Annotated in this window: 19 protein-coding genes; 8 read left to right on the forward strand and 11 right to left on the reverse strand. The window is 64.9% G+C overall.

Annotated features, from left to right (window positions below; all coding sequences use genetic code 11):
- Positions 1-8 precede the first annotated feature (8 nt).
- The 4 genes from AC1DYO_RS21175 to AC1DYO_RS21190 are packed head-to-tail and all read left to right on the forward strand — an operon-like array spanning position 9 to position 4,385.
- Positions 9-1,304: a Coenzyme F420 hydrogenase/dehydrogenase, beta subunit C-terminal domain gene (locus AC1DYO_RS21175; protein ID WP_477266455.1), complete on the forward strand. Its 1,296-nt coding sequence runs from the start codon at positions 9-11 to the stop codon at positions 1,302-1,304.
- On the forward strand, positions 1,301-2,455 hold the full coding sequence (locus tag AC1DYO_RS21180; protein ID WP_477266456.1) for an NAD(P)/FAD-dependent oxidoreductase: 1,155 nt from the start codon (positions 1,301-1,303) through the stop codon (positions 2,453-2,455). The genes AC1DYO_RS21175 and AC1DYO_RS21180 overlap by 4 nt, the downstream gene beginning before the upstream one ends.
- A complete protein-coding gene (locus AC1DYO_RS21185; RefSeq protein ID WP_477266457.1) occupies positions 2,452-3,729 on the forward strand; it encodes a Zn-dependent hydrolase in 1,278 nt (425 codons plus the stop codon). The genes AC1DYO_RS21180 and AC1DYO_RS21185 overlap by 4 nt, the downstream gene beginning before the upstream one ends.
- Positions 3,726-4,385: a cysteine hydrolase family protein gene (locus tag AC1DYO_RS21190; protein ID WP_477266458.1), complete on the forward strand. Its 660-nt coding sequence runs from the start codon at positions 3,726-3,728 to the stop codon at positions 4,383-4,385. The genes AC1DYO_RS21185 and AC1DYO_RS21190 overlap by 4 nt, the downstream gene beginning before the upstream one ends.
- Here AC1DYO_RS21190 and AC1DYO_RS21195 read toward each other — a convergent pair.
- From AC1DYO_RS21195 to AC1DYO_RS21235, 9 genes are read right to left on the reverse strand one after another with little or no spacing between them, the layout of a single operon-like run.
- Positions 4,370-5,860: an N-acyl-D-amino-acid deacylase family protein gene (locus tag AC1DYO_RS21195; RefSeq protein WP_477266459.1), complete on the reverse strand. Its 1,491-nt coding sequence runs from the start codon at positions 5,858-5,860 to the stop codon at positions 4,370-4,372. The genes AC1DYO_RS21190 and AC1DYO_RS21195 overlap by 16 nt on opposite strands.
- Before the next feature lie 3 nt (positions 5,861-5,863).
- The gene (locus tag AC1DYO_RS21200; RefSeq protein ID WP_477266460.1) at positions 5,864-7,405 is read right to left on the reverse strand and encodes a trimethylamine methyltransferase family protein; all 1,542 of its coding nucleotides are present in this window, start codon (positions 7,403-7,405) and stop codon (positions 5,864-5,866) included.
- Positions 7,406-7,423: 18 nt separating this feature from the next.
- Complete coding sequence (locus AC1DYO_RS21205) at positions 7,424-8,392, reverse strand: D-2-hydroxyacid dehydrogenase (protein ID WP_477266461.1); 969 nt, start codon at positions 8,390-8,392, stop codon at positions 7,424-7,426.
- A 10-nt stretch (positions 8,393-8,402) separates the two neighbouring features.
- Positions 8,403-9,311 (reverse strand): dihydrodipicolinate synthase family protein, encoded by a 909-nt coding sequence (locus AC1DYO_RS21210; RefSeq protein ID WP_477266462.1) that lies wholly within the window; start codon positions 9,309-9,311, stop codon positions 8,403-8,405.
- Positions 9,312-9,320: 9 nt separating this feature from the next.
- Positions 9,321-9,902, reverse strand: coding sequence for a hypothetical protein (locus AC1DYO_RS21215; protein WP_477266463.1), 582 nt, complete (start codon positions 9,900-9,902; stop codon positions 9,321-9,323).
- A complete protein-coding gene (locus tag AC1DYO_RS21220) occupies positions 9,903-12,755 on the reverse strand; it encodes a 2Fe-2S iron-sulfur cluster-binding protein (RefSeq protein ID WP_477266464.1) in 2,853 nt (950 codons plus the stop codon).
- Entirely contained in the window at positions 12,752-13,018 is a 267-nt protein-coding gene (locus AC1DYO_RS21225) for a sarcosine oxidase subunit delta (protein ID WP_477266465.1), read from the reverse strand. Before AC1DYO_RS21225 ends, AC1DYO_RS21220 begins: the two co-directional genes overlap by 4 nt.
- A 19-nt stretch (positions 13,019-13,037) precedes the next feature.
- The gene (locus AC1DYO_RS21230; protein ID WP_477266466.1) at positions 13,038-14,279 is read right to left on the reverse strand and encodes an FAD-dependent oxidoreductase; all 1,242 of its coding nucleotides are present in this window, start codon (positions 14,277-14,279) and stop codon (positions 13,038-13,040) included.
- Positions 14,280-14,285: 6 nt separating this feature from the next.
- Complete coding sequence (locus tag AC1DYO_RS21235) at positions 14,286-15,704, reverse strand: MmgE/PrpD family protein (RefSeq protein WP_477266467.1); 1,419 nt, start codon at positions 15,702-15,704, stop codon at positions 14,286-14,288.
- A gap of 168 nt (positions 15,705-15,872) precedes the next feature.
- Between AC1DYO_RS21235 and AC1DYO_RS21240 the strand changes: the two genes are divergently transcribed.
- The 4 genes from AC1DYO_RS21240 to AC1DYO_RS21255 all read left to right on the forward strand — a co-directional run bounded on the left by AC1DYO_RS21240 (position 15,873) and on the right by AC1DYO_RS21255 (position 22,122).
- Complete coding sequence (locus tag AC1DYO_RS21240) at positions 15,873-16,760, forward strand: LysR substrate-binding domain-containing protein (RefSeq protein WP_477266468.1); 888 nt, start codon at positions 15,873-15,875, stop codon at positions 16,758-16,760.
- A gap of 195 nt (positions 16,761-16,955) precedes the next feature.
- A complete protein-coding gene (locus AC1DYO_RS21245) occupies positions 16,956-18,614 on the forward strand; it encodes an ABC transporter substrate-binding protein (RefSeq protein ID WP_477266469.1) in 1,659 nt (552 codons plus the stop codon).
- Positions 18,615-18,743: 129 nt separating this feature from the next.
- Positions 18,744-21,164, forward strand: a complete 2,421-nt coding sequence (locus AC1DYO_RS21250; RefSeq protein ID WP_477266470.1) for a GcvT family protein — start codon at positions 18,744-18,746, stop codon at positions 21,162-21,164.
- Between the two features lie 55 nt (positions 21,165-21,219).
- On the forward strand, positions 21,220-22,122 hold the full coding sequence (locus AC1DYO_RS21255; RefSeq protein WP_477266471.1) for an SMP-30/gluconolactonase/LRE family protein: 903 nt from the start codon (positions 21,220-21,222) through the stop codon (positions 22,120-22,122).
- A gap of 12 nt (positions 22,123-22,134) precedes the next feature.
- Here the strand turns inward: AC1DYO_RS21255 and AC1DYO_RS21260 are convergent, their stop codons facing one another.
- Together AC1DYO_RS21260 and AC1DYO_RS21265 are read right to left on the reverse strand one after the other, a co-directional pair.
- The gene (locus tag AC1DYO_RS21260) at positions 22,135-23,040 is read right to left on the reverse strand and encodes an allantoinase PuuE (RefSeq protein WP_477266472.1); all 906 of its coding nucleotides are present in this window, start codon (positions 23,038-23,040) and stop codon (positions 22,135-22,137) included.
- 29 nt (positions 23,041-23,069) lie between these two features.
- Entirely contained in the window at positions 23,070-24,137 is a 1,068-nt protein-coding gene (locus AC1DYO_RS21265) for a pyridoxal phosphate-dependent aminotransferase (protein ID WP_477266473.1), read from the reverse strand.
- Positions 24,138-24,296: the final 159 nt, after the last annotated feature.

The following is a 24,296-nucleotide window of genomic DNA, read 5'->3' on the forward strand; positions in this document are numbered from 1 at the left end:
TGCGCGACATGACGCCATCGCCGACAGTCCCGCTATCGCTCAGTGAGATCGTTGAGAACGGGCTGTGCATCGGCTGCGGGCTCTGCCAGTCGCTCGTCGGTCCGGCAGAGATCGAGATGATCATGACGCCGGAAGGGCGGCTGCGGCCAGTCGCCCGCACGGCGCTCAGCCATTCGACCCTGACGCGGATCAACGCCGTCTGCCCGGGAACGCGGATCGCGGGGCCGCCGCCGTCGCAGACGGATACCGCCGCGCTGACCGACACGGTGTGGGGGCCTGCCGAGCGTCTCAGCCTCGGCCATGCCGGAGATCCGACCGTGCGGTTCCAGGCATCGAGCGGCGGCGTGCTGACTGCACTCGGCCAGTTCCTGCTCACCTCTGGCCGCGTCAACTTCGTGCTCCACGTCTCCGCGTCGCGAACCGCGCCGATGCGCAGCGAGCGGCGGCTGAGCTTCGACGCCGCGTCCGTTCTCGAAGGTGCCGGCTCACGCTACGGACCAGTCGCGCCGCTTGGGGACTTCGGCGAGATCCTTAATCGTGGCGAACCCTTCGCGATGATCGCTAAGCCTTGCGACATTACCGCCGTGCGCAATCTGGCCCGGCACGATCCGCGTGTCGACGAACTCATGCGCTATGCGCTGGCCTTCGTCTGCGGTGGCGCTTCCGACCTGTCGAAATCCGAACAGGTGCTGCAACGTTTCGGCCTCGCCGAGGACGAGCTCGCGCTGTTCCGCTACCGTGGCTACGGCAATCCCGGTCTCAACCGAATCGAGACCAGCGACGGCCGCGCCTTCCAGCTCACCTACCGGCAGCTGTGGGAAGACGAGGACAGATGGATGATCCAGCCGCGCTGCAAGATCTGCCCCGACGCGATCGGCCAGGTCGCCGACATCGTCGCTTCCGATGCCTGGCTGAATGGCGGGCCGGCGGTCGATGACGAGGCCCTCAACGGCATCATCGTGCGCACCCCGCGTGGCCTGGAACTGTTCGATGCGGCAGTAGCGGCCGGTGCGTTGGCGATAAAGCGCGAGACCAGTTTTGCCGAACTGGGCGAACTGCAGTCGCATCAGACACGCAAGCGGCGCGCCGTGTGGGCGCGGCTGAAGGGCATCGAGATTGCCGGCAAGCCGGTGCCGGTGGTGACCGATCTTGCGCTGGAAGATTGCGCGCGGCAAAACACGCCGGCCGACAACCTCGCTGAGGGCCGCGGCGCCCGCGACCGCGCCAAGCGCGGAAGGCTGGGCGAGCCGCATCCCGTACCGCGCCCGAGCGAGACAGCGATGGTAAAGGATGGATGTCCATGAGCGAACAGACCGATGTGATCGTCATCGGCGGTGGCATGGCCGGCGCCGGCGCCGCCTTCGAGATCAGCCGGTCGGCCAAGGTGGTGCTGCTCGAGCGCGAAAGCCATTGCGGCTACCACACCACCGGCCGCTCGGCAGCAAGCTTCACCGAGAATTACGGCAACGGCGTCATCCGCCGTATCGTGCTGGCAAGCCGCTCGTTCCTGACCGAACCGCCGGCCGGCTTCGCTGACTATCCGCTGCTGAGCAAGCGCGGCATGATCACTGTGGCGCGCACCGATCAACTCGACCTTTTGTGTCAAGACCTCGAGGTAGCGCAGGCGCTGGTTCCGTCGATCGTCGCCATGACGCCCGCCGAGGCGATCGCACGCGTGCCGGTTTTGCGCGCCGACTATCTCGCCGGCGCCTATATCGAACCGCATTCGATGGACATCGACGTCAACGGCCTGCACCAGGGTTTTCTGCGCGGCGCCCGTGCGCGCGGCACGCGGATCGTCACCAATGCCGGCGTGAACGCCATTGGCCACCAAGGCAATCAATGGCGGGTTGACACTCCGGCCGGAGCCTTCCTTGCGACGCGCATCGTCAATGCCGCCGGCGCTTGGGGCGACGAGATCGCCGTCATGGCCGGCGTGCGTCCCGTCGGCCTGCAGCCCAAGCGCCGCACCGCTTTCAACATTCCAGCACCTGCTGGCGTCGATATCACCGACTGGCCGCTGGTCAACGATGTCGGCGCCGAGTTCTACTTCAAGCCGGATGCCGGGCAGCTGTTCGTCTCGCCGGCCGATGCTACTCTGTCGATGCCGATGGATGCCTATGCCGAGGACATCGATGTCGCCATCGGCGCCGAGCGTCTCGAACGGGCCACCACCATCGAGGTGCAGCGTGTGTCGCGGTCTTGGGCCGGGCTGAGGACGTTTGTCGCCGACGGTTCGCCCGTCGTTGGCCCCGATGACGAGGTGCCGGATTTCGTCTGGCTGGTCGGGCAGGGCGGCTACGGCATCAAGACCTCGCCGGCCCTGTCGCGCGTCTGCGCCAGCCTGATCGCCGGCGGCGGCCTTCCCGACGATGTTGCCAGGCAAGGCGTGTCCCTGGCCGATCTCACGCCGCACCGGCTTCGCGAATCGCAACGCAAACAGGTTGCTTCATGAGCGATACCGCTCTGACGGCTGGCGGCAGGCTGGCGGGGCGTTTGCTGGAGACGCTGGCGCAAGCCACCACCGATGCGCCGGGCATCACGCGCGTAGCCTACGGACCTGGCGAGCGCTTTGCCCATGATCTCATGCGCGACGAGGCCGAAGAACTGGGCACGGTCGCGCGCGTCGACGCGGCCGGCAATCTCTATTTGACGCTGGGAGGTCGCGACCCCGCTCTGCCGGCGATCGTCATCGGCTCGCATCTCGACAGCGTCCCGCATGGCGGCAATTTCGACGGCGCCGCCGGTGTCGTGGCCGGTTTGGCGGTGATGGCCGAACTGGTTGGACAGAGCATCCCGTTGTCGCGCGATCTGATCGTGCTGGCGACGCGCGCCGAAGAGGCCGTTTGGTTCCCGCTGTCGTACCCGGGCAGCCAGGCCGCCCTCGGTCTGCTGGACCCAGCAGCATTGGAGGCGAAGCGGTCGGACAGCGGCGGCACGCTGGCTGACCACATGCGGGAGGAAGGCTTCGACCCCGATGACGTGCGGCGTGGCGTGCCAGGCATCGATGCATCTCGCATCGCTGCTTTCGTCGAAGTGCACATCGAGCAAGGACCGCGCCTGATCGCCGCCGGCGTGCCGGTCGGCATCGTCACCGGCATCGCTGGCGGCTTCCGCTATGTCGACGCCAAGTGCTTCGGCGCCTACGCCCATTCCGGAGCGGAGCCGCGCTTTGCCCGGCACGACAGCGTGCTCGGTTTCGCCGATCTGGTCGTCGGCCTGGAAGTGGAATGGGATGCGCTCGAGCGCGACGGCCACGAGGCAACCATCACCTTCGGCCGCGTGCAGTCCGACCCTACACAGCATGGTGGCAGCCGCGTGCTCGGCCAAGTCGGTTTCACCCTCGATGTGCGCAGCGCCGAGGCCGTTGTTCTCGAACGGATCGAGGCGCGGCTGCACGCCCTCTTCGCCGAAGTCGGCACGAAGCGCGGCGTCACCTTCGAGGCCGGGCCGCGCTTCACCTGGGACCCAGCGACGATGTCGCCGACGCTGATTACAAGGCTGGACCGCGCTGCCGCTGATTTGCAGATGCAGGCACCGCATGTGCCAAGCGGGGCAGGACATGACGCGGCCACCTTCGCGGGCGCCGATATTCCGACCGCCATGCTCTTCGTGCGCAACGAGAACGGCAGCCACAATCCGCATGAAGCGATGGAGATCGCCGATCTCGATCAGGCGATCCGTCTGCTCCTGCGTTTCGTCATCGACTTCGACACGGACCAGCCATGAACCTCGCCGCCTTGCTCGTCATCGACCTGCAGAACGAATACCGCCCAGGCGCTGCCTGGCCGGTCGTTGGCTACGATGCCGTGCTCGCCAACGCCGCGCGCCTGATTGCTGCTGCCCGTGCAGCCGGCATTCCGGTCATTCACGCGCAGGCCTGGGTTAAGCCGGAGGAGCGCTCCGGCTATGCCAGGCAGGAAGAGATCCTGACCGAGGAGTTCCGCTCGGCCGTGGCCGGCAGCGAGGGCGCCGACATCTGCGCCGAAGTGGCTGCGCTGTCCGGCGACATCGTCGTCCACAAGCATTGGCCGAGCGCCTTTCGCCGCACCGATCTTTCGACGCGGCTTGCCGATCTCAAGGTGGAAAACCTTGTTGTCGCCGGCGTGCTCACCGACAGCTGTGTTACCGAGAGTGTGTTCGACGCGGTCTATCAGGGCTTTCGCGTTTGGCTGGTCAAGGAGGCCTGCGGCAGCATGAGCGAGGCCATGCACCGCACCGGCATGCTCGACATGGCCAACCGCCTCTATGGCGGCGGCATACTGCGCATGCCTGAGGCGCTCAAGGCGCTCGCCGGTCAGAGCTTCGACGGTTGGCGCTGCACAAGGCCGGTCGAGTTCGTCTACACGCTGGAGACCGTCGACCGGCTCTACGAAGCGCTGTGATCGGCGCCGCAGCCGCAGGCGCCTCTGACGATCGTCCTTGAAGCGGCGGGCTTGAGAACCGCGCCCGGCAGCGCCCCGGTCGCCTTGCCGTCACTCCATACGGATACGCCGTTGACGAAGACATGCTCGATACCGGCTGCTGGCTGGCGCGGCGCTTCGAAGGTCGCGGTGTCGATGATCGTTTCTGGATCGAAGATCGTCAGATCGGCGAAATTGCCGACCGCCAGCGTGCCGCGCTGCTCAATGCCGAATTCGCGCGCCGGCAGGCCCGTCATCCTGAACACCGCCTCCTCCAGGCTGAACAGGCCAACATCCCTGGCGTAGTGGCCAAGCACGCGCGGAAACGTGCCCCACAGGCGCGGATGCGGGTGGATGTCGTGCGGCAGCCCGTCTGACCCGACCATGCTGCGCGGATGGGCAAGGATGGTGCGGACATCGCTCTCGTCGAGCTGGAAATAGACCGCACCCGCCGGCAGCAGCCGCTCGCCCGCCTCGCGCTCGCTGCACTTCCATTCGCGGGCGATGTCGGCAATCTCGCGATTGGCCATTTCTGGATGCGGCGTCGACCAGGTGATGAGGACCTTGAGGCCGGTGTCGCAGCGCTCCAGCCGCAGCACGGTCGAGCTCGCCGCATAGGGATAGACATCCATGCCGATGTCCATCGTCGCGCGTGCCCGGTCGATCCGCTTCAGCGACGGGCCGCTCTTGCCGAAATTGGCGCGGCCTGTGCACTGGTGATGCGAAATGAACAGCTTGCCGCCGGCATGGCCGGCAATGTCGATCGCCTCCTCGATCGCCTCGTCCATCGTCTCGAAATAATTGCGCGTGTGGGTGACGTACGGCCCGCCGAGGCTTGCCGCCGTCGCCGCCAGCGCCTTGACCTCCTCGGTCGAAGAGTTGACCGCCGGCGGATAGTCGAGCCCTGTGCTGAGCCCGAACGCGCCCTCGGCCATCGCTTGTGCCACCGCCTCCTCCATCGCCGCCGTCTCCGCCGCGTTGGCAGGGCGATCGGTCACCGGCATGCAGCGCTGGCGCAAGGTGGTGTGGCCGACGAGCAAAGCCGCGTTGGTGGCGGTACCCAGCTTCTTCAGCTCAGCGACATAGTCGGCGAAACGGTCAAAGCGAAAGTTCTCTTGGCCGCCGACCAGCGTGAAGGGCGGCGGCGGCGCGCGGTCGAGCAGCAAAGGCGCAAGGCTGATGCCGCAATTGCCGGCGATTACCGTCGTCACGCCCTGGCTGATCTTCGGCACCATGCCGTCGGGCGCCAGCAGCGCGCCGTCATCATGCGTGTGCACGTCGATGAAGCCCGGCGCCAAAATCTTGCCCGCGGCATCGATCTCCTGCTTGCCATGCGCATCGGCCAGATCGCCGATGGCGGCGATCCGGTCGCCGTCGATGGCGAGGTCAGCCTGGAAACGATCCGAACCGTCGCCTGAAATCAGCGTCGCATTGCGGATGACGAGATCGTATAGCATCGGTCAGCCGTCCGGATTGGCGGCGATTTCTTCGCGGCGGCGCGCGACATAGGCGTCGAGCTCCTCGCGGATCGCCGGGTCCATCACCGGTTCCTCGTAGTCATGCAGCGCCTGCTGCCAGAGCTCTGTAGCGCGCTCCAGAGCATCCTTGCCGCCCGCTTCCTCCCAGGCGCCATGGTTCTGCCAATTGGACAGCATCGGCTGATAGAAGGCGGTGGTGTAGCGCGACATTGTGTGCTCGGCGCCGAAGAAATGGCCACCGGCCGGCACCGACTTGATGGCTTCGAAGCCGAGATCGTCCTCCTGGAACGGCAGCGGCCGCAGGAACTCCATCATGTTCTGCAGGATTTCGACATCGAGCACGAGCTTTTCGTAGGACGCCGTCAGCCCGCCTTCGAGCCAGCCCGCCGCGTGATAGATCAGATTGGCGCCGCCGAGCACCGCTCCCCATGTCGCCATCTCGGTCTCGTAGGCGGCCTGCAGATCGACGACGTTCGAAGCGTTCGCATTGGAGGTGCGGTAGGGCAGATTGTAACGTCGAGCCAATTGCCCGGCGATGATGTTGGCCTTGGCGTTCTCCGGCGTGCCGAAGGCTGGCGCGCCCGATTTCATGTCGACGTTCGACGTAAAGGCGCCGTACATCACCGGTGTGGCCGGATTGACCAGCTGCGTCAGCACCACGCCAAACAGCGCCTCGGCATTCTGCTGGCAAAGGGCAGCCGCCAGCGTTACCGGCGTCATCGCGCCCATCAGCGTGAAGGGGGTGACGGTCACCGGCTGGCCGTGCTCGGCCATCGCGATCAGGCCCTCGGCCATGGCGTCGTCGAACAGGCGCGGCGAGTTGATCGAGATGATCGTCGTCACGCCGGGCGAAGCCCGCATCTCCTCGACGCTGATGCCGCGCGCGATCGCCATCATGTTGATGCCGTCCATCGCCCGGGCACGGCCGATCGCCGTGCAATGGAAGGAGAGATCGCTCAGCGTCAGATTGGCGTAATAGGTGTCGAGATGGCGCGCATTGGCCGGCAGTTCCATCGGCGCCACCACCTGATTGCCGATGATGTGGATGGCGTTGAAGTGGTGCGCCAGCCGGATGAAATTCTGGTAGTCGGGCAGATTGCCCTGGCGGCGGCCATTGATCCGGTCATGCACATTGGGCGGACCGGCAACCAGCCCGAACACCAGCGAATTGCCGCCGAGATGCACCTGCTTTTCGGGATTGCGGCTGGTCAGCGTGAAGGATGACGGCACCGCGCGCAGCGCTTCAGTGACCAGGCTTTCATCGATCCTGATGGTCTTCTCCTCGCGGTCGACAATCGCGCCGGCCGCCGCGAACAGGTCCATCACCCGCTCGCTCATCACGCGGATGCCGAGCTCCGACAGGATGCGCATCGAGGTGTCGTGCAGCTGCTGCATCCGCTCCTCGTCCAGCAGCTGCATCGGCGGATAGGGGTTCTTCACATGCTGCCACGGCAGTTGCGCGATGCCGCCGCCGCTGCGCCCGAGCTTTGATCTGCGGCCACCGCCGCGCCTGTCCTGCGTCATCTCTTATCCCCCTCGGCTCTAATAGCCGCGCTCCGGATTGACTGTGTTTTCCAGCTTCTGGCCGCTGCGGTAGCGCTTCAGATTGTCGGCGAACATGCGCACGGATTTGACGTCCCAACCCTCGTAGACGGCCGCGCAATGCGGGGTGATGGCGACATTGTCGTAGCCCCACAGCGGATGGTCGGCTGGCGGCGGTTCGGTCGCAAAGACATCCAGTGCCGCGCCCTTGATCCGCTTGCCGTCGAGGGCTTCGAGCAGTGCCGCTTCCTCGGTCACGCCGCCGCGCGAAATATCGATGAGCACGGCGGACGGTTTCATTGCGGCGAAGGCCGCCTTGCCGAGCAGGCCGCGCGTGCTGGCCAGCAGCGGCACGCAGCAGACGATGAAGTCGGCGCGACCGAGCAGAGCAAGCAAGGCATCCGGGTCGTGCACCTCGTCGAGGCTCGGCATCGGCTTCGGCCGGGCGCGGATGCCGAGTGTTTCCATGCCCATCGCTTTGGCGCGGCTGGCGACGGCCGTCCCTGTCTTGCCGAGGCCGATGACGAGAACCGTCTTGCCTTCGATTGGCTCGACGCGGCCACCGCCCCACTGGCGCGCCAGCTGGCGGCGCTCGAAACCGCGCAGGTCGAGCGAGAAGGACAGCATGGCGCCCAGCGCATACTCCGCCAGCATGCCGGCGGCGACGCCGGCCGAATTGGTCACCGTGACGCGCGCCGGATCCCAGTGTCCGAGATGATCGGTTCCCGAACCGCCGACCGATACCCACTTCACCGTGGCGCTTTCGACAAGAGCCTTGCGCGGAAAGCGCGGCGTGCCGTCGAAGCGGACGGTGTAGACCACCTCCGCGGCTGTCTGCTCGATCAGAGCCGGCAAAGCCGCATAGGTATCACAGGCGTGGACGGTGAGATCCGGGTGCGTCTCCCCAAGCACCGCCACCGCTGCGGCTGGCCGGTCGGTGTGCAGGATGACGGTGGGGTGAGCCGACATTGCGCGAGCCTCAGCCGCGGCCAATATGATCGGCCAGAGGGCCGAGCGCCGTCAGCAGCGTCTTGCCGCTTTCCAGCGTTGCATTCTCATGCGGCGCGCGCAGGTTCAGCCAGCGCTTGTCGCCGGAGCGCACCGCCAGCACCGCCTTCATCGCCGGGATCAGGCCGGCGTCCTGGATGATCTTGCGGAACGCCTTGATCGCGGCATCCGCTTCGCTGACGTCCTTGCCCGCGATTGTCGCATCGTAAAGGGCGCGGATGGCGGCTGCGTTAAGATTGACGGTCGCCGAGATGCAGCCTGCAGCACCACTGGCGAGGCCTTTGGTCAGCTGCGCCTCCGAGCTCGGGAACACCGCGACATCAGGTGCGGCGGCAATCACCGCCGCCGTGTTGTTCCAGTCGCCGGCGCTGTCCTTGTAGGCGACGACCGTTTCGGGAAATGCCGTGCTCAGCCGGGCGGTCAAAGCCGGGCTGACCGGCACGCCGGAGTTCTGCGGGATATGGTAGAGGATCATCTTCAGCGCCGGGTTGGCTACCCGCTCGATCAGCTCGCTGTAGTAGCGCGCCTGGCCGTTGTCGCCGGCCGCGGTGTAGAAAAACGACGGCAGCACCATCACGCCGGCGCAGCCGAGGCCGACAGCGTGCTTCGATAGCTCGACCGTTTCAGGCAATGCGGTGACGCCGGTACCGGGCATCATCCGGGCAGGCGAAATGCCGGCCTCGACCAGCCACTCAAGCGCCTGCATGCGTTCGCTCAGCGAGAGCGACAGCGCCTCGCCCGTGGTGCCAAAGGGCGACAGGAAATGCGCGCCCTGGTCCAGCACCCATTTGGCGTGCGAGATCCAGAGATCGCGGGCGATGCGGCCATCGTTCTCGAACGGCGTCAGGATCGGGGCGATGGTTCCTTGCGGGCGGGTCATGGATGTCCTCTATGCCTGATGTTGCATGCAGTGCCTGGCCACCGCCTCTATGGTCCGGGCGAAATACGCTGACGCGGTGACGTCGAACAGTACATCGAAACCGGCTGGCGTGCGGAAGGTGACGGCTTCGATATGGCCGACGCGCGACTGGGCGATGTCTTCGGCGCTGAATTTCTCGGCGCGCAGATCGAGCGCGCAGAGCCGGCTCATCGCTTCGGCAACTGCGGGACCGGAAAGGCGCATCCACGCCCAGCCTTCTTCGCGCCAGGACGAATAGCCTTTCGGCCCGGCGTCACTTTCCCAGGCGCTTCTGAGTTCGGCCAGCGCCTCATCAGTATTTTCGCCAAGCAGCAGAATATCCTCGTTGCCAAGCCGCAGTACGCGTAGGCCGCGGTGGCTGCCGATGCGGTTGATCGCGGGCAGGGGAACACCATGCGCCGTGAGCCAAGCGGCGCTGCCGCCTCCCTTCAAGCCGAAACGCGGGGTGGCGGTGAGATCGGTTAGCGCAACAGTGCCGGACGGCAGCGCCGTGCCTTGCGCGGCGCCGCCTTGCATGAACGGAAATATGGGCATTGCGTCGAGGCCCGCCATCTACATCTCCTGCCGCGCATTGGTCGGGTCGAAGAAGGCGTGCCCAACCACAGGAACCTTGACCAGAGCGCCGTCGCGGCACTTCACCGTCACCCGGCTTCCCTCTGTGGCATCGTCGACATGGACATAGGCCAGCGCGATGTAAGAGCCGAGCGTTGGCGAAAAGCCGATCGAGGTGATCTGGCCGACGGGATCGTTGCCGCGCAGCACCAGGCAGCTTTCGCCGGGTATGTCCCCGGCGTCGGCGGGAAATTGCAGGCCGACCAGCTTGCGCGCCTGGCCGAGCCTCGCGCGCATTTCGATGGAACGCTTGCCGACGAAGAACGGCTTCTTCTTCGACACTGCCCAGCCGAAGCCGAGTTCGTCCGGCGTGGTGATCGCGTCCGTGTCCTGGCCGATCAGTATATGGCCTTTCTCCAGCCGCAGGATGCGCGACGCCTCCAGCCCATAGGGCGTGAGGCCATGCGGTTTGCCGGCGGACATCACCGCATCCCACAGGGCGGGCGCGAGGCTGGACGGGCAGTGCAATTCGAAGCTGAGTTCGCCAGTGAAGCCGATCCGCATGACACGCACCGGCACGCCGGCGACAACGCCTTCGCGGCCGCTGAGATAGGGGAAGGCTTCGCGGCTGAAATCGATGTTGCTTTCCAGCGCCTCGAGCACCGACCGCGCCTTCGGGCCGGTGACGTTCAAGCCTGAGAACGCGCCGGTGAGATTGAGCACGTCGACCTTGAGCCGCCACTGCGCGTTCCAGAACAGCATGTCGGCATAGACGCGCGCGACGGCACCGGTGGTGGCCGTGACATAGAAGCGATCGTCGGCCATGCGGTAGGCGACGCCGTCATCGACGACCGAGCCCATTTCGTTGAGCATCAGGCAATAGCGCACGCGCCCGACCGGCTGGTTGGCATGCGCCATGGTGTAGAGCCGGTCGAGGAATTCGCCGGCATCCGGCCCGCGTAGCTCCAGCTTGCCGAGCGTCGAAACGTCGAGCAGGCCGACGCCTTCGCGCACGGCCATGATCTCGTCGCGGACTGCCTTTTGCGCGTCCCTGGCATCGCCATAGAAATAGGGCCGCCTCCAGGCGCCGACCGGCTTCATCGCGGCGTTGAGCGCAAGGTGCCGGGCGTGCAGCGCGGTGCGCCGCTCCAGTGGCTCGTGATGGCCGGCAAGCACGCCGAGCATCTCCGGGCCGACCGGCGGACGCGCGGTGGTGATGCCGACTTCGGCCACCGTTCGGTCGGTCGCCTCGGCGACGATCCGTGCCGTCGCCAGCGCCGAATGGCGGCCTTGGCTCGGCCCCATGCCGACCGTGGTGAAGCGCTTGACCAGTTCGATCTCGCGATAGCCGTCCTTGATCGCATTGTGCAGATCCTTGACCTGCAGATCCTCGTCGAAATCGACGAAGTCGCGACCTTTGGCATTGGCAAGGATCGGCTGCACATGAGCCGGGCAGGATGCTTTCGCTGTGCCGAGGACTGCGTCTTGTGCAACCACATGGCCGAGCCGCTGCAATGCGATCGATGCCGCACGACGGGCGCCGGCAACAGCGCCCTCCAGACCATTGTCTCCGGCAACGGAGCCGGCAAGCTGTATTGATCCCCGCGCCAGCGTGAGCGTCATTGATCCGGTGACATCATCGTATCCGACCTTGGCGCCTGCCTGACACGGCAGCTGCCACGCCGGCACCTCGCCAACGGAGATCGTCAGCAGGTCGCATTCGACCCAGCGCCCGCCGATGCGGACGCGAGCCAGATGTCCAGCGCGGCCTTCGGCGACTTCGACCGTCGTCGCTTTCTGGATCGCAACGCCCTTGCCATGCAGTTCGGCTTCGAGCGGGCTCGGCACGCCGCCGGGGCGCGGATCGGCAACCAGCACGACCGAGACGCCGGCCTCGACGAGATCCAGCGCGACGGCATAGCCCTCGTCATTCCCGGTCAGCACTACGGCCTTTTGCCCGGGGCGCACGCCATAGTGGCGAATGAGCCGCTGCGCCGCACTGCCCAGCATGATCCCCGGCAGATCGTTGTTGCGGAAGATGGCGGGCTGCCCGATCGCGCCGGTGGCAAGGATGACCTCGCGCGCTCGTGTGCGATAGAGCCGGTCGCCCTGGATCAGCGGCAGCCAATTGTCCTCATACCAGCCATTGCAGAGCGTGCCGGTCATTACACGGAGATTGGGCAGCGCCTCGAGACGCACCGTCAGGCCCGCAAGCACCGCCGGGTCATGGCGGCCATAGGTCAGCGCCCCGCCGATCTCAGGGTTCTCATCGCAAAGCACCACGTCGGCACCGGCTTCTGCGGCAGCGATCGCCGCGCTCAGCCCGGCGGGGCCGGCGCCGACCACCAGCACATCGCAATGAAGATGCGACTTGTCGAAATGCCGGTGCTGGGCCTTGGTGCCGACGACGCCGAGCCCGGCCTTGCGGCGGATCATCGGCTCCCAGAATTTCAGCCAGCTGTCGCGGCGTGGTCCCATGAAGGTGCGGTAGTAGAAGCCGACCGGCAGGAAGCGCCCCAGCCTGTCGATGATCGCATCGCGGTCATGCGCGAGCGAGCCGTTGACGTTCTGTGCGCTGACCTGCAGGCCGTCGCTGACCGGCGTGCGGTCGGCGGCGACATTCGGCTCAGACGGCAGTTGCACCAGGGTGTTGGCTTCGGCGCCGTTCATGCTGAAGACGCCGCGCGGGCGATGGTATTTGAACGAGCGCGACAGCATCCATTGCCCCGACGCGGCGAGCGCGCTGGCGATGGAGTCGCCGGCATAGGCTTCGAAGCCTTTGCCTTCGAAGCTGAAGCGCAGCGGGCGCGTCCGGTCGATCCTGCTACCGAAAGGAGCGGGCAGGCGATTCATGACTGGCCGCTGCGTTGTGAGGCATCGAAGGTGCGGAGGATTTCGTTGCTGACCAGATCACGCTCGGCGAGGAAAAAGTAATTGCTCGGCACGTGCCGCCACCACTCGACCACAACGCCTTTGCGGTTCTCGGCGCGGAACAGATGCCGCGACCAGTCGGTGTCGGCGGTCCGTTCAGGGTCCAACTCATCGCGCACCGGTCCGAAGGACTGGAACTCGTCAATGTTGCGCGGGCCATTCATCGGGCAGGTCAGGATTTTCATCGTCAGTGTTGTTTCATGTTCAATGACTTGCCGCCGTGGCGCCCATCTCGTTGAGCAGCTGGAAGGTCTCGAACCGCTCCAGCGCGAACGGCTTCAGGATATCGGGGACGCGGCCAGTGGCGATGGTCTCCGCCATGCGCTTACCGGCAACCGGCGTTGCCTTGAAGCCCCAGGTGCCCCAGCCGCAGTCAAGCCACAGATTGTCGAGCGGGCTGGCGCCCATGATCGGGCTGTAATCCGGAGTCATATCGGTAATCCCGGCCCATTGCCGGAGCAGCCTGACACCTTGCAGGAACGGGAAGAGATGCACGGCGCCTTCGGCCAGATGCTCTTTCATGTCCAGCGTAGAGCGCGTCGAATAGAGCTGGTAGGGATCAGAGCCGCCGCCGATCACCACTTCGCCGCGCGACGACTGCACGAGATAGGTGTGCAGCGAGACCGAGGAGACCAGCGTGTTGAGCCATGGTTTCAGTGGCTGCGTCACCATTGCCTGAAGCGGATAGCAGCGGATCGGCAGCTCGACGCCGGCCATCAGCGCCACATCGTAGTTCATGCCGCCGGTCGCAATCAGCACCTGGCCGCAGGCGATGCGGCCGCGGTTGGTCTTCACCGCCTGGACCCGGTCGCTGACGATTTCAAAACCTTGCACCTCGGTGCGCTGGTGGATCTCGACACCGCGCCGCGACGCCTGCGCGGCATAACCCCAGGCGACCGCATCGTGCCGCGCGGTGCCGCCATCGGCATGCCAGAGACCGCCGAGGATTTCGAGCGCGCCGCCATAGTCCATGTTGAGGGACGGCACCAAGTCTTCGACTGTCTTCTGGTCGACCACTTCGGTGCGTGTGCCCAGATGCTTGCCCATCTCGGCGCGTGAGTGGAAGCTGCGCAGCGTCGCTTCGCTGTGTGCAAGTGTCAGCTGGCCGCGCTGCGAGAACATGACGTTGAAGTCGAGTTCCTGCGACAGCGTCTCGAACAGCGCCACACCTTCCTTGTAGAAGGCGATGCCTTGCGGTGTGATGTAGTTGGAGCGGATCGTCGTGGTGTTGCGCGCGGTGTTACCGCCGGCGAGGTAGCCCTTCTCGAGCACCGCGACACTGGTGATGCCGTGGTACTTCGCCAGATGATGCGCGCACGATAGGCCGTGGCCGCCGCCGCCGATAATGACGACATCGTAGGACGGTTTGAGCTCCGGCGTTGCGGGAATATCCTCGCTGGCCGGATAGTCCCGGCTGAGACCGTATTTCAGCAGTCTGAGCGGCATATCAGTCTACCACGCCGGCCGCTGAAGGATTTTGCTGATCACGGGAGGATCGTAGAGCAGGCCCGAAAGATCGCTGAAGCGGCTGTCGGGGTCGGTGAGCGACAGGATGGCATCGCGGATCGCCATGGCGCGGCCCCGTCCGAGCACGGGCGTTGCGAACTCCATATATTTGGCCTCGATGTCCCCTGACGTCAGCGGCGCTTCCGGGCCGCCGCGTGCATGGACATCGCCCGAGGTCAGCACCCTTCCGTCAGTCGTGGTGATGATGACATCGGCCCAGCGGCCCGCCGGGAAGCGGGCGCTGTGGCGCTCGTGCTCCGACACGCCGATACGGGCGAGCATCTCGGCGACAGCTGCATCCTCAAGGCCGGCGCCCGATATGTGCTCCAGCCCGATGCGACCATGCAGGATGAAGGTCGCAACGGCAAAGCGCAGGCTGTACTGGGCCTTCGACGTCGTGTCGGGCATGCCATCGAACAGCGTCGCGGCATAGTGGAAACTGTTGACCTGGACATGGCCGATGTCTGCCGGTGTCAGATGATGTGAAAGAACCAGTCCGCGCGTCGCGTCGATGGCCGCATGTGCCCAGCGGCAGATCGGGTAGGGCTTCACATATTGATGCAGCGCCTGCCAGAAGCTGCCGAGATCCTGCCAATGCACTGCGACTTCAGGTGCCTCGACGGTGATGGCCGGCGCGCCCGTGAAGCCGCGTTCGGCAAGCACCGCCGCCGACAGGCCGGTCAGCGCGCCGATGCCCGAGCCGTCATGCAGCATCGTCGGCGTGGCGATCTCGCGCATCATCTGGCTGCGCGGCCCATGATATTCGGCAATGCCAAGCGCCTCGCGCAACTGTCCGTCGCTTAGCCTGCGCAGACGCGCCGCCACGGCGGCGACGCCGAGCGCGTTCCAGGCCCCTGACGTATGGTAGTCCGACACCGTTGCATGCAGCGCGATGCCGGCGCGCCCGGCGACTTCGTAGCCGATGACCAGGGCGGCCAGCGCGTCAGGACCGCTGAGCTCCGGAAGCTGTTCGGCCAGCGCCGCCAGCGCCGGCACCACCACCACGCCGATATGGCCCTTGGTCGGGCTATAGCCGTCATGGCCGTCGAGATTGTCGATCTGCGTCGCGGCCGCGTAAGCCGCCCCCGCCGTCGAGGCGCGGCGGCCGTCGAAGAGCATGCGTGCGCAATGCTTGGGGTCGTTCGAATTGTAGAGGAGGGTCGCAGTATCGCGCGCAATGCGGCCGGCCTCCATCGGCCCCGCCGCAATCGCTATTCCAATCGTGTCGAGCAAGAGGTAGCGGGCCTGATCTAGCACCGCCGCGGGGAAGACCGATGCCGGCCGGCGTAAGACGAAGTCGGCCAGGCGCACGGCAGTTTCAGTGCTCGCGTCCGGCCCTTCACGGCGATGGGGCGACACGGCCACTTGCTTCACTCCCTCTGTCGTCACGACATCATTAATTTGGGTCCATCGCGCTTTCACGCAATTAGTTCAGCGGCTTTGGCCAAAAATATCTATGCCATGTCGCTTGCGTGCAATTGAACGCCAACGGCTCCATGGTCTACCTATTCTGGCACAGCGCAGGAGCCGGAGATGAAGCCACCCCCGCCTTTGAACTATATCAGGTCGTTCGAGAGCTCGGCCCGGCATCTGAGTTTCACCATGGCCGCCAAGGAGCTTGGCTACACCCAGGCCGCGGTCAGTACGCATGTCCGCTCGCTCGAACATTACATCGGCCGGCAATTGTTCATCCGCTATCCCCGCAGCCTCAAGCTGACCGAGATGGGCGAGGCGTTCCTGCCGACGCTGCGCCAGGCGCTCGACCAGATCGACCAGGCGACGGAAGCAATCGTCACCTCGTCGCGCAACCGCACGGTGGTCGTCTCCTGTCCGATGAGCCTGGCGGAGAACTGGTTGGCCGGCTGCATGGCCGCCTTCCGCAAGAAGCACCCCGAAATCGAGATCGTGCTGCATGGCACGATCTGGGAGGATCTCAGCGAACAGATCGCCGACATCACCATTTCGACGCGGCGCTTCGACGATCGCCCGCCCGCCGCGACCCCGCTCTGGAATGACGAACTGGTGCTGCTGTGCGCACCTTCGCTGCTTGAAGGCGAGCACGCCGTCAAAGCGCCGGAGGATATCCTCAAGGTGGACCGGATCTTCGTGCACGGCCGCCAGGAATACTGGCAGGTCGTTGCCACCGCGCTCGGCGTCGACATGCAGGATTTCGACAAGGGCCTGTCGACCAACGCCTCCAACATCGCGCTCGAGCTTGCCGCCATGGGCGCAGGACTCGTCGCCACCCAGCGTTCGCTTGCCCACGCCTATCTCACACGCGGACTGCTCGTCGAACCGTTTGCGGTCCGGCCGCCAAGCCCCTGGAATTACTACCTGACCGAGACCCAGCTTTCCAAGGGCAACATCGCCCGCACGGTGCGCGAATGGATTATAGCGCGGGCGCAGGAAGACAGCGCCTGAGGACTGGTCGCCGACATCGGCATGACCGCACGTGAAAAAATTTGAGACGCCAATGGCATTGTTTTATTAGGTCTCGCAGGCCGGTTTTCAGCGGTTTGTGAGGCCTCAAGCCCTTCCGGGATTTTTGCATCGCCTCTAACATTCTCCGCGCAATGGGGAATGAACGGGCGGAAAGCCCAAACCGGAGAAGCAACAATGGCACTTTTCAGGAGCAACGGTGACCGCGTCCCGGCGGTCATCGAAAGCTACGCAGATGAAGTCAGAAGCGGCAGGATGGACCGCCGCGAATTCCTCGCCATGGCGAGCGCGATGGGCGCCTCGACGGCGTTCGCCTATGCAATGGCAGGCCTTCCCACCCCTGCTGAAGCTGCAACGATGGAGCCCGGCAAGAAGGGCGGTATCCTGAAGATGCAGATGATCATCAAGGACATGAAGGATCCGCGCACATGGGACTGGTCGGAAATGGCCAACGTGCTGCGCCAGTGCAACGACTACATGATCCGCTACACCCAGGACTTCACCTTTGAGGGCCATCTCATCGAAAGCTGGGAGGTCAGCGACGACGCCACCGAATACACGCTGCATGTGCGCAAGGGCGTGAAATGGTCGAACGGCGACGAGCTCAACGCCGACGACATCGTCTTCAACATCGAGCGTTGGTGCGACAAGGCGGCCGAAGGCAATTCGATGGCTGGCCGCATGGCGACGCTGATCGATCCTGCCACCAAGAAGGCGATCGCCGGCGCCATCACCAAGGTTGACGACCACACGGTGAAGCTGAAATGCGGCCAGTCCGATGTCACCATCATCCCCGGCTTCGCCGACTATCCGGCCATCATCGTCCACCGCGACTTTGACAAGAACGGCGCCGACATGACCAAGACGCCCGGCACCGGCCCCTATGAGTTGATCTCCTACAAGGTCGGCGACTCGGCTTCGGTTCGGCGCCGCAAGGACTTCACCTGGTTCGGCGGTGAAACCTATCTCGATGGCGTCGACTGGACCGACTACGGCACCGACGCTTCAAACCCTGCCATCGCCAGCGCCTTCGAGGCCGGCGAGATCGACTGCAACTACCAGACCGTCGGCGGCACGGTGGACCTTTATGACGGCATGGGTCTGGTCAAGGAATCCGTCGTTACCGCCGGAACGATCGTGCTGCGCACCAATATCAGCAACAAGCCCTATGACGACAAACGGGTGCGTAACGCCATCCAGCTCGCGGTCGACAACGAGACGGTGCTGAAGCTCGGCTATAGCGGCCTCGGCCAGGTCGCCGAAAACCACCATGTCTGCCCGATCCATCCGGAATATTACGAACTGCCGAAAGTACCGCGCGACCTGGCCAAGGCCAAGGCGCTGATGACCGAGGCCGGCCAGATGGATCACGACTTCGAACTGATCTCCTATGATTCGGACTATGTGAAGGACCCTGCCGACGTCGTTGCCGCGCAGATGCGCGAGGCCGGATTCAAGGTCAAGCGCACGATCATCCCGGGCACTTCGTTCTGGAACGACTGGACGAAATATCCGTGGTCGACCACCGAATGGGGCATGCGTCCGCTGGGTGTACAGGTGCTGGCGCTCGCCTACCGCAGCGGCGAAGCCTGGAACGAGTCGGCCTACGCCAATCCCGAGTTCGACAAGAAGCTCAATGCAGCACTCGCCATCGCCGATACGGCCAAGCGCAAGGAGCTGATGAAGGATGTCGAGTTCATCCTGCAGGATTCTGGCGTTCTGGTTCAGTCATTCTGGCGCTCGCTCTACCGCCATCACGCCACCTATGTGAAAAACCTCAAAATGCATCAGACGTTCGAACTGCAACTGGAGAAGGTCTGGCTCGACAAGGCCTGAACTGCAAGCATCCAAGGGGCGGCATGACCGCCCCTTGGCATCAGCCAAGGCGACGCAACAATTCACCTGGCAGAACAGCGCAAACGCAAGGCGCGAAACGGTCGCCGAACAAAGGGAAGAAACCTCGATATGCGTACCCATGCACAAGCCGTTGTCATCGGCGGCGGCCTGATTGGCTGCTCGATCCTCTATCATTTGGCCAAGCATGGCTGGTCCGATGTCGTCCTGCTCGAGCGCGACGAGCTGACCTCGGGCTCGACCTGGCACGCGGCCGCCAACATTCATGGCCTGCATGACTCGACCAACATCAGCCGCCTGCAGCACTACACCATGGCGCTCTACAAGGAGCTGGAGACAGAGACCGGCCAGGGCTGCGGCATCTTCCAGCCGGGCTCGCTCTATCTTGCCCAGACCGAGGCGCGCGAGCACCAGCTGCGGCTGCAGGAGGCCAAGGCGCGGCGCTACAAGATGAATTTTTATGAAGTCGCGCGCGACGAGGCGGAGCGCCTGCACCCGCTGGTCGATTTCGACGGCATACGCTGCATCATGTACGAACCGGAAGGCGGCAATGTCGATCCGTCGGGCGTCACCGCGGCCTATGCCGCGGGCGCGCGCCAGCGCGGCGCCGAGATCCATCGCTTCACCCCGGTCACCGGCACGGAAGCGCAGCCCGACGGCAGCTGGATCGTGCGCACGCCGAAAGGCGATATCCACACGCAATGGGTGGTCAATGCCGCCGGCCTGTGGGGCCGCGAGGTTGCCGCCATGGCCGGCCTGCAATTGCCGCTGATCCCGACCGAGCATCAGTATTTCGTCACCGAGACCATCCCTGAAATCGCCGCCATGGGCCGCCGGCTGCCTTCGGTCGCCGACCGCGACGGCGAATATTACCTTCGCCAGGAAGGGCTCGGCCTGCTCATCGGCGCCTATGAACGCAACATGAAGTTCTGGGCCGAGGACGGTACACCGCTCGACTTCGGCCACGAATTGTTTCCCGACGATCTCGACCGCATCGAGGACAATATGATGCGCGCCATCGCGCGCGTGCCGGCGGTCGGCAAGGCAGGCGTCAAGCGCGTCATCAACGGCCCGATGATCTGGTCGCCCGACAGCGCCGTGCTGTTCGGCCCGGTCCCGGAATTGCAGAACTATTTCTGCTGCAACGGCATCATTCCCGGCTTCTCGCAATCGGGCGGCATGGGCAAGCTGGCGGCCGAGTGGATGATCGAGGGCGAACCGTCGCTCGACATGTTCGCCTGGGACATGGCGCGGTTCGGCCTCTGGGCCGGCAAGGCCTTCACCAAGGCCCGCGTGCAGGACCAGTACAGCCACCGCTTCAAGATCCATTTCCCCAATGAGGAACGCGCCGCCGGGCGCCCCGTCCGCACGCGGCCTGCTTACGAGATGCAAAAGCAGATGGGTGCTGTCTTCGGTCTCAATTTCGGCTGGGAGCATCCGCTCTGGTTCGCTGCCGAAGGCGAGCCGCGCGAGGAGACGAACGGCTTTGTCAGGCAGAATTGGTGGGGCCCGGTCGGGCGCGAGGCGCGCATGTTGCGCGAGCATGCCGGCATCATCGACGTCTCGAACTTCGCCAAATACGAGGTCAAGGGGCCGGGCGCCGAGGCCTGGCTGAATGCGCTGTTCGCCAATCGCATGCCGGCGGAGATCGGCCGCTCCTGTCTGACGCCATTGATCGGCAAGCGCGGCGGCATCGCCGGCGACTTCACCGTAACGAAGCTTGGCCAAGACGAATTCATGGTCTTCGGTTCCGGCATGGCCGAGCGCTTCCACCAGCGGTTCTTCAAGGCGGTTCCGTTGCCCGAAGGCACGACCTTCCGCTCGCGCACCGAGGAAATGGCCGGCTTCAACGTCGCCGGTCCGAAGTCGCGCGAATTGCTGCAGCGGCTGACCAATGCGGACCTGTCGAGCGAAACGTTTCCCTTCATGCGCTCGCGGCGGATCACCGTTGCCGGCGTCGACGTGGTGGCGCTGCGCGTCTCCTTCACCGGCGATCTCGGCTGGGAACTCTATTGCCCAGCGGCCGACCAGGTCGCGCTCTACGGCGCGTTGCTCAAGGCCGGCAGCGAAGTCGGCGCTGGCCCCGTCGGCTCGCGCGCGCTGATGTCGCTGCGCGTCGAAAAAGGCTATGGCAGCTGGAGCCGCGAATACTCGCCCGAATATTGGCCGCAGGAGGTCAAGTTCGACCGCCTGGTCAAGATGGACAAGGGCAACTTCCTAAACCGCGACGCCTATGCCGCCATCGCCGAAAAGCCGGCCCGCGACCAACTGATCATGCTGTCGATCGCCGCCAAGGATGCCGACGCCACCGGCGGCGAGCCTATCTTTCTCCCCGACGGCACGCCGATCGGCCAGGTCTCGTCAGGCGCGTATGGCTATTTCGTCGAGCAGTCGCTGGCGCTCGGCTACGTCAAGGCCGGCTCCGCCAAGGCTGGAGACAAGGTGTCGGTGGCGATCCTCGGCCGGCCGCATGAGGCGGTGCTGCTGAGCGAGCCGCCGTTCGACCCGGAAGGCAAGCGCCTGAGGGCATAGATATCGCCTCTACGAAAGAGGGAAGATTTCAACGACGAGAAAAAAGGGGAATCGCATGATCAAACGGCATCTGCTCAGCACCATGTTTGCCCTGCTTTTGACGTCCTCCGCGCACGCGGCGGACGTCAAGGTCATCAATGACGACGCCTGGTTCGCCGAAGGTCCGGTCTGGTATCAGGACAAGCTCTTCTACGTCGAATATGGCCGCGGCACCGTGGACGTATGGGACGGCAAGAAGAACGAGATCTTCTGGAAGATGGATGGCTGCGGCCCGTCGGCCGTGCTGCCGACGACGTCAGGCGATTTCCTCGTCACCTGCTATGACAGCAACTCGATCGGCCGCATCTCCGCCGACGGCAAGACGCTGCCGGCCTATGACAAGGACACCGACGGCAAGCCGTTCAGCGGGCCGAACGATTTCGCGCCCGACAAGGACGGCGGCATCTATTTCACCGGGTCGGGCAAGGGCGGTCCGCTGATCGACGCATCGGCCTACTACATCGGCAAGGACGGCAGCGTGAAGAAGGTCGCCGGCGACCTGCACAATGCCAACGGCCTCGTCATGTCGAATGACGGCAAGATCCTCTATCTGGTCGAGACCGAGGACAACAGGATCATCGAGTTCGATGTCCAGGGCGACCACGGCCTGAGCAACCGGCGTGTCTTCCTGCGCCTGGACGATCTCTTCCCCGACCAGCCGCACATCTGGCCCGACGGCATCAAGATGGACAAGGCCGGCGAGATGTATATCGGCCAGAGCCCGCGCTCGCTGGACGCGCCGGGCAAGATCATTGTCGTCGACAAGGACGCCAAGCTGCTGCGCACGCTTTCGGTGCCATCGCCGTCCATGCCGAATTTCGCCTTCGGCCCGGACGAGAAGGTGCTCTATGTGATGGCGCTCGACCAGATCGACGCAGCACCCTGGCACGGCAAGGTCTACGAGGTTCCGAACAAATAGGCGTTCGCCGCCTCAGCCGCCGAACCGATCCAGCCAATACTGGGCGAGATCGGAACGGCGGCAGATCCAGATGTCAGGATTGGCTTTGATCTTGTCGAGGAAACGGGCGAGGCCGATCATGCGGCCGGGCCGTGCGGCCAGCCGGCAGTGCAACGACACCGTCATCATGCGCGGTGTCGTCTCGCCTTCGGCCAGCAGCCAGTCCACTCCGTCGCTGACGTATTCGAAGAACTGGCTGCCGGTCTCCAGCCCCGAGCCGCGCGAGAAGCGACTGTCATTGTTGTCGAACGAATGCGGCACGACCAGATGCCGCTTGGCATCGACCTCGACGAAATAGGGCAAATCGTCATTGTAGTCGTCGCAGTCGAACAGGAAGCCGCCATGCTCCGCCACCAGCCGCCTGGTGTTAAGGCTGGGCCGGCCGGTGTACCAGCCGAGCGGCCGGATGCCGGTGATCCGCTGCACGGTGTCGACGGTCATGGCGATGTGCTCGCGCTCGTCCGCCTCGCTCAGCGGCGCATAGTCGATCCAGCGCCAGCCATGGCAGACGATGTCGCTGCCGAGTTCGGCAATCGCCTTGCCGGCGGCCGGGTTGAGTTCCAGCGCCCGGCCGACGACGTAGAAGGTCGGAACGATGCCTTTGTCCCGAAACAGCGCGGCTAGCCGCCAGACGCCGACACGCGACCCATATTCGTAGAGCGATTCCATGTTGCGGTTGCGCAGGCCCGGCACTGCGGGCGACACCGCTAGATCCGACAGGATCGCCTCGGAGACACCGTCGCCCTCGTCGATGCTGTACTCAGCACCCTCCTCGTAATTGACGACGATGTTGAGCGCCAGCCTGGCGCCGCCGGGCCATGCCGCGGCAGGCGGCTTTTCGCCATAGCCGATGAAGTCCCGGGCCGGCACATAGGACATCGCTCAAGTCTCCCTCTGATATCGCAAAGTCAGCCGCCGTGCAGGTCGGTCAGGATGCCAAGCGCCCGGTCCATCATGTCCTGCGGCCCGACCGTTGCGCGCAGGCAATCGGTCAGGCCATAGCCGCCGAGTGTGCGCACGATGATGCCGGCTTCGCGCAAGGCGGCATCGGCAGTCGTGGCTTTGGCCGCGTCGCGGAAGCGGATCAGCACGAAATTGGTCCGGCTTTCGGGAACGCTGTATCCCGCCGCTCGTAGGTCCTGCGCAAAGCGGTCGCGGATCGCGGCGGTGCGCGCCACCGTCTCGCGCATATAGGCCTGGTCCTCGATTGCCGCGACCGCCATGGCGAGGCTTGCCGTGGTAACCTGGTTGGAGTTCTGCAGCTTGCGGATTTCGGCGGCGATCGCGGGCGGAAACAATCCCCAGCCGACACGCGCGCCGGCCAGCCCATAGGCCTTGGAAAGGCTGCGCAACACGACGGTGTCGCCGCGTGTGACCAGCGCAAAGACCGGCTGCGGGTCCTGGTCGTCGAACTCGCCATAGGCCTGGTCGATCACCAGCAGCACGTCGCCGCGCAAGGCGGCGCGCAGGCGCAGCAATTCGGAATTGCGGATGCGGGTGCCGGTCGGATTGCCGGGATTGCAGATGAAGACGATCCGCGTTGCCGGCGTGACGGCAGCGAGGATGCTGTCGACGGACACGACGAAGTAGCGCTCCGCCGCCTTGACATAGACGGCATCGACCCGTGAGGCGGCGGAGGCCGCGAAATTATAGGCGTAAGCGGTGGCCAGCACCTCGTCGCCTGGACCGGCAAACGCCGCGACGGTGCAGGCGATCAGGTCCATGGAACCCGCACCGCACAGGATCAGCGCGCGTTCGACGCTATAGGCCTGCGCGATCGCTTTGCGCAGCACGGTCCAGTCCGGATCGGGGTAGAGATGGCTGAGCGCGATCGCATCCTGGCCGGCGGCGATCGCCTTGGGGCTTGGCGGGAAGGCGCTTTCGTTCTGGGCAAGCGTCGGCCGGTCATAGCCGCCGAAATTCGCCAGCGCGAAGGCCGACATCGCTTCGATATGCGCGGCAGCTTTCAGCGGCATGCCGCACCCCGGACAATCTTGCTGGCGTTCATTCCCCCAACTGCCTTTCGTAGGACCCGGCTCTCTGGCAAAGCTACAAGCCGCCGGTGCGTTCACAAGCAAAAACTCGCCGCGCAATGGCTGCGAAATTCTGGCCCTTCTGTCTGCTGCAATCGAATG

This window comes from Mesorhizobium sp. P2_F5, assembly GCF_056403715.1.